Origin of the sequence: uncultured Cyclobacterium sp., from assembly GCF_963976465.1 — a bacterium.
In the GTDB taxonomy this organism is placed as follows: Bacteria; Bacteroidota; Bacteroidia; order Cytophagales; family Cyclobacteriaceae; genus Cyclobacterium.
Genome location: NZ_CAXBOC010000419.1, coordinates 1 through 5,265, shown reverse-complemented (window position 1 = coordinate 5,265; position 5,265 = coordinate 1). Strand labels below are relative to the sequence as shown.

Genomic DNA, 5,265 nt, shown 5'->3' with positions numbered 1-5,265 from the left:
TGCTCACAACAGTAATGTTTTTCTCTTGTTGAGTAGTTTGGGGATGATAACAACAAATCCCCCTAACAATTAGGTCTACTTCTACGTCATTATCTGCAGCATTTCTGATTGTGTCTATAATCTCAGTGTCTTCAAGACTGTTTAATTTGAATGTGAATTTACCTTTTTTGCCTTGCTTAACCAGATTTATCTCGTTTTCTATCAACTGTTTGAGCGAACTACGCAGGTTAAAAGGAGCTACCAAGAGAGATTCAAATTCAGCTTGGTGATCATCGTTTTTGAGCGTTAAAAATAGCTGATCTATGTCCCTGATATAATTAGCTTGACAGGTAAGCAATGCATGGTCAGCGTAAATTTCCGCAGTTTTTTCGTTGAAATTTCCGCTACTCATGTAAGCATAGGTATTGATGTGATCTCCTTCTTTTCTTTTGACAGAGAAGATTTTAGCATGCACCTTCAGATTATTTATCCCATATTTAACAAGCACACCGGCTTTTTTTAATCGCTCACCCCAATAAATATTTGATTGTTCATCAAATCTCGCTTGGGCTTCGTCCAAAACAAATACTTTTTTCCCTTTTCTGGCAGCCGATTCGAGGGCTAAGCATATTTCAGAATTCTTTGTAGCAACCCTATACAGCGTAATGTTTATTTCTTCAACATCCTCGTCTTCAGCGGCCATGGTTAAAAAACGCGTTACATAATTGTAGCTTTGGTAGGGGAAGCTTAAGAATATGTTTTCCTTTTTTATTTCTTTAAACCAATCCGTCGTCAAATCGAGTCTGGAACAGGGTACTTTTTCTCTTTTTGGATAATGCAAACTTGGATCAGAAACCGGGAAACTAAAAAAATCATAGAAATTATGGTAATGACCTCCGGGGATTAAACCGGACATTTCCACATTTATCTTTTTCCTTAGTTTGTCAATGTATTTAAAAGGGATATTTTCATCAAAGAGTAGCCTTGAGGGAAGTCCTGTTTCTCTGTTTTTGATGCTCTTTTTGATCTTTAATATTAGATCGCCATCCTGTTCTTCATCCATATACAATTCCGCATCTCTTGAAATCTTAATGGCAAAAATATCCGTTGGCCCGCCGAAAATCTTGTCGGCATTATACCTGAAAATGTCATCCAGTTGTACGATACGAATTTCATTATCACTTGTGGAGATGTCGATAAATCTTCCAAAAGTCTTATAATCAAGCTCAATGAGATATTGCTTGGCCGCACTTATGGCAAAAAGATATACGGTTTGATTTTTAAGTTGAAGTTGCTGTTCCTCAGAAATGTCCATTAAGATAAAATTCCCCTGCAGAAATTTTTGATAATGGAATTCCATTTGTTTTTGGTCCTGCCCTGTAAATTTATTGGTTAATAGATTTATTCCTTTTTGAGATAAGCCGGGAATGATTTCGGAATAAAATACTTTCCCTAAACGCTCCTGTTGAGCACTCACAATTTTGGTTATTTTTTGTAGTAGGTAGGAAGGTCGATATCCGTATTTATTTCTTTCATCACCTTTAAACTTTTGTTCAAAATGATGACTTGCTACTCTAACCCTATAGAACTCCTCCAGGTTGGAAGAATAAATGGCGATAAACTTTAAGCGTTCCATCAGAGGGGTTTTTTCATTCTCAGCCTCTTGCAGAATTCTTTCGTTAAAAGACAGCCAATTTAAATCCCTATCTGTGTAATCCATGGTTTATAAATTTGTTTCAATATAATGACTTTACTTTGCAGGATTTAGGATTGACTGCCTATTTATTGCGCTGAGGCCCCTAAAATGGTCACTATTGTTATCGCGGGATTATGTGTGTGAAAAATAAAGCAAGAGTAATTAATTTGATGGAATTAATGCTTTTTGATATAAAATAAGGTTGGGCCATTAGCTGAAATAATTATTTGGCTATTTTCTATTTAGGAATTTTAATCCTCCGAAAGAATCTCCCTTGATAAAGGTTTGCCTTAAGCGGGAATTATTTGTTTTAATATGGACTCCAAGCTACTTAAAACTGTAAGTTCTTTGAAAGCGAATGAAAATTCCTGTTGGCCATCACAGTTGAAATACGCGCAATGACTATAGCGCTTCTCATTCGTTCTAACAGCCGGAACTTACCGTTGAAAGTGCATTTCAAGCATTCTAGGTATACAAGAATGCTTTAATTTTTAGTAGCCAATTCTTTTTTACTTTGGATATCTTCTACAATGGCTTTGGCATGAGAGATGGTATTTTCTATAAAAAACTCTCTGGTATTGAGTCCACCGCAAACTACCCCTGCAAGGTATAAGCCTGGGACATTGGATTCCTGGCTGATGTCGTCAAAGCATGGCTGCCTTTTTTCATCCAGGCTCAATTGGACACCCAATTGATCCAGTAATTCAAAATTGGGTTTGTAACCCGTCATGGCAAGGACAAAGTCATTTTCAATGGTGACTTCCCCTTCCGGAGTATTGATTACTACTTCCTTTTCCCTAATTTCTTTGATACTCGAATTGTAATAACCTTTGATTGATCCTTCTTTGATTCTATTCTCTATATCAGGCAAGACCCAGTATTTCACGGTTTGATCGATCTCAGGTTTCATGACAACCATGGTTACATCGGCTCCCTTTCTCCAAGTTTCCAAGGCTACGTCTACTGCTGAATTACCTCCGCCTATTACGATGATCTTCTGCCCGATATAAGGCCAGGGTTCTTTGTAATAATGCGAAACTTTGGGCAAATCTTCCCCGGGAACATTCATGGTATTGGGCAGGTCGTAAAAGCCGGTGGCCAACACAAGCTTTTCAGTAAGGTAATCCCCCTTGGAGGTGTGTACCAAAAATCCACCTTCTTGTTTTTCTAAGGTATTGACCTTTTCGTACAAGTTGATATTGAGTTGATAATGTTTGACGATCCTTCGGTAATACTCCAGTGCCTCCGGTCTCGTCGGCTTATTGGATATCGACATAAAAGGGATATCTGCCATTTCCAATTTCTCAGAAGTAGAGAAAAAGGTCATGTTGACGGGGTAATTAAAAATAGAATTTGTCAGCACCCCTTTCTCTATAATCAGATAGTCAAGGCCTTTCTTTTTTGCTTCTATACCGCAGGCCAAACCTATAGGGCCGGCACCTATTATCAATAATTCCAACTTTTTCATAAATTATTAAACACGATTGGTGGATTTGAGTTCCTTGAAATCCGGTTTATATAAGAAGGATGTACTAAATATTCGCTGGAATCGGTTTCCATACTCCCGGCGGTTGAGCGAAGTCGAAACCATAGGGTTAAGGAGAGCGTAATGCCTCCTCCTTCTATTTCGCTCAGGAACCGGCAAGGTTGCTGCATTTGGTTTCGCTCAGGAACCGGCTAAGTCTTTACCGAACCCCGCTCAGAATCGGTTACTACCCACCCGGCGGTTGAGCGGAGTTGAAACCATAGGGTAACGAGTACGTTATGCCTAATCCTTCGGCTCCGCTCAGGAACCGGCAAGGTTGCTGCGTTTGGTTTCGCTCAGGAACCGGCTAAGTCTTTACCGAATCCAGCTCAGAATCGGTTTCCATACTCCCGGCGGTTGAGCGGAGTCGAAACCATAGGGTAACAGGTACGTAATGCCTACCCCTTCCGGCTCCGCTCAGGAACCGGTGAAATTAAAAATAAATTAGCCTAATTGAAGACTAGGTCCAAGTTTTAAAGGAAATTTTATCTGGGAATGAAAAGGGGGAGGTCTTGACTTGTTTTTCCCTTGCAATGGCTCGAAATCCGATTTAGATTACTACGATCACCTTGTCCTGCTTGACAAGAAAAGGTTATGAATCCATGCATTCCTATTCCCTCAAAACGCAACCCATAATCCGGTGAACTGGGGCTGAGCTTAAATAATGATCTCTTTGGATCATTTGAGTGAAGCGCCGGAATGCTGGGCAGGTACGAGACTCGTACAGCCTGCCCTGTTTTTCACAGGGGTCGACCGGGATGGTACTTCGACAAGCTCAGCAGAACTGTGTGAGACGCTCCCCGTCAGAGGAATCTGATGGGGCCGTCTACACGTTTAGCGAAAGTTTATCTTATCTCTTTACCCAGTTTTCTAGTTGGATTCCAGATATTCTTTCAAATTCCTTTTGATTTTCGGTCACCATGATCAGATCTTTATCCACTGCAGTACAACCGATTAATAGATCAAAATCGCTTATCATCAGTCCTATTGACCTTAATCGGGCTTTCTCTTTTCCATAAAGATAAATGGCATTGAAAATAGGGAGGATCAGAACTTGATCGGTAAAAACTTCAATTAACTCAAGATTCTTCTTGGGATTAGTGCTGTTCTCGGCTCCAAATACCAGTTCAGCAAACGTAACTTCAGAAATAGCAAAATTTTCCGTTCCTAACTCCTGAAACTTTTCAATCATCCCAAACTTTCCTCTTAAAAAATGGATGCAGATATTAGTGTCTAAAAGATATTTCATTCGAAACCAAGATCTTCTGCTTTTTCAACTCTTGATTCTCTAATTTCTTTGATGATTTCATCAGAATCTTTATCATCTTCCCATGCTCCAAAAATGGTTTGCAAATCCACCTTCTCTTCTTCTATATCAAGAGACTCGGTCAATTTAATGATCAATTTTTTCTTAGAAAGATTATCCAAACCTTTCAAGAGACCGAAATACTTTTCTAATGTCTTGTTGTTTAAAGTGAGGTTTGCCATACTTTTTTTATTCAATTTACGAAATTAATGGTTTGATGGTCAAAAGATTTGGATAATTAAATACCTAATTCTCTTTTCTTTTTCTGAATCAAGTCTCCCATTTCACTCAAATCAGTAGTAAATCCACCTGCATTTATGAATTGATTTTCAGTATTGAACCAAAACGTTTCTTCCATTCCTTTTATTTTAATCCTGTAAGAGGTGGATAAACAAACTGTACTAATGATAAAGATTCTACATCAAGTCAGTTAACATTTTATGCAATGTGTGTGCCTTGAATGGTGAATATAGGTCATAAAATTGTTCGTTCCAACGGGTGAAAACCTGTGCCGAAGCATGTCGGTAGCCTGTGCCGTATTTTTTCGGCTGACTCATATGCGGGAGTTCCCGATTAAATTCGGGACAAGCTGTGTCCCGAAGCATTAGCAAGTCGCCCTGTTTTTTCACAGGGGTGGCTTGTTGTGAGAGGGCCGAACGTAGGGAAATCTTCCGGTAGAAGATTTTAGTAAGGAGCCAGGATGCAGGGTGGGAAAATACCTGAAGTCTCAGGATATGCATTTGTTCCGGCATACCAGAA

At 39.3% G+C, this 5,265-nt stretch carries 5 protein-coding genes; all 5 read right to left on the bottom strand.

Annotated elements, in window-relative coordinates:
- The coding region (ppk1, locus tag AAC037_RS19305) for a polyphosphate kinase 1 (RefSeq protein ID WP_339904901.1) at positions 1–1,699 on the bottom strand (1,699 nt) is incomplete at its 3' end.
- A gap of 460 nt (positions 1,700–2,159) precedes the next feature.
- Positions 2,160–3,143: a YpdA family putative bacillithiol disulfide reductase gene (locus tag AAC037_RS19300; protein ID WP_339904900.1), complete on the bottom strand. Its 984-nt coding sequence runs from the start codon at positions 3,141–3,143 to the stop codon at positions 2,160–2,162.
- Between the two features lie 907 nt (positions 3,144–4,050).
- A complete protein-coding gene (locus AAC037_RS19295; RefSeq protein ID WP_339904899.1) occupies positions 4,051–4,449 on the bottom strand; it encodes a type II toxin-antitoxin system VapC family toxin in 399 nt (132 codons plus the stop codon).
- Entirely contained in the window at positions 4,446–4,688 is a 243-nt protein-coding gene (locus tag AAC037_RS19290) for a hypothetical protein (protein WP_339904897.1), read from the bottom strand. The genes AAC037_RS19295 and AAC037_RS19290 overlap by 4 nt, the downstream gene beginning before the upstream one ends.
- A 234-nt stretch (positions 4,689–4,922) precedes the next feature.
- The coding region (locus AAC037_RS19285) for a hypothetical protein (RefSeq protein WP_339904896.1) at positions 4,923–5,265 on the bottom strand (343 nt) is incomplete at its 5' end.